The sequence below is a fragment of the Lentzea albidocapillata genome (assembly GCF_000719115.1).
In the GTDB taxonomy this organism is placed as follows: domain Bacteria; phylum Actinomycetota; class Actinomycetes; order Mycobacteriales; family Pseudonocardiaceae; genus Lentzea; species Lentzea albidocapillata.
In genome coordinates this window covers 1-483 of the sequence record NZ_JOEA01000088.1, presented here as the reverse complement: position 1 = coordinate 483, position 483 = coordinate 1, and the positions used below count along the sequence as shown (strand labels likewise).

At 73.7% G+C, this 483-nt stretch carries 1 pseudogene; it reads right to left on the bottom strand.

Annotation, left to right across the window (positions count from 1 at the left end):
- Nucleotides 1–483 (bottom strand): annotated as a pseudogene (locus IG04_RS0141940) (MFS transporter); the annotation flags it as partial.

Here is a 483-nt window from a genome sequence, read left to right as displayed (position 1 = left end):
TCGTCTCGGCCGAGGCCCATCCCGCTTCCGGGGCCCGCACGACGGCGTAGACCGCCACCGCCAGACCGGCCGTCACGGTGATCGCCCCGAGCAGGTCGGTGGAGCCGCGCCGAGCGGCACCGGCGGGCATCAGGGCCGGCGTTGACGTAGAACACCCACGGCCAGCTGAGGTACTCGGTGATCACGCCGCCGAGGAAGACACCGGCGGTGCCACCGGCCGGAGCGGCGGCGCCGTAGACCGCGAGCGCCTTGCCGAGCTGTGCCGGTTCGCCACCGAACAGCATCATCAGCAGTGTCAGGGCCGACGGCGCGATGAGCGCGGCTCCGGCTCCCTGCACCGCGCGGCCGAGCAGCTCGACCCAGATCTCGTTCGCGGCGCCGGCGACGACGGAGCCCGCGAGGAGCACCAGCCAGCCGGTGGCGAACATGCGGCGGGCGCCGAACAGGTCGGACAGCTTGCCGCCGAGCAGCAGCAACCCACCG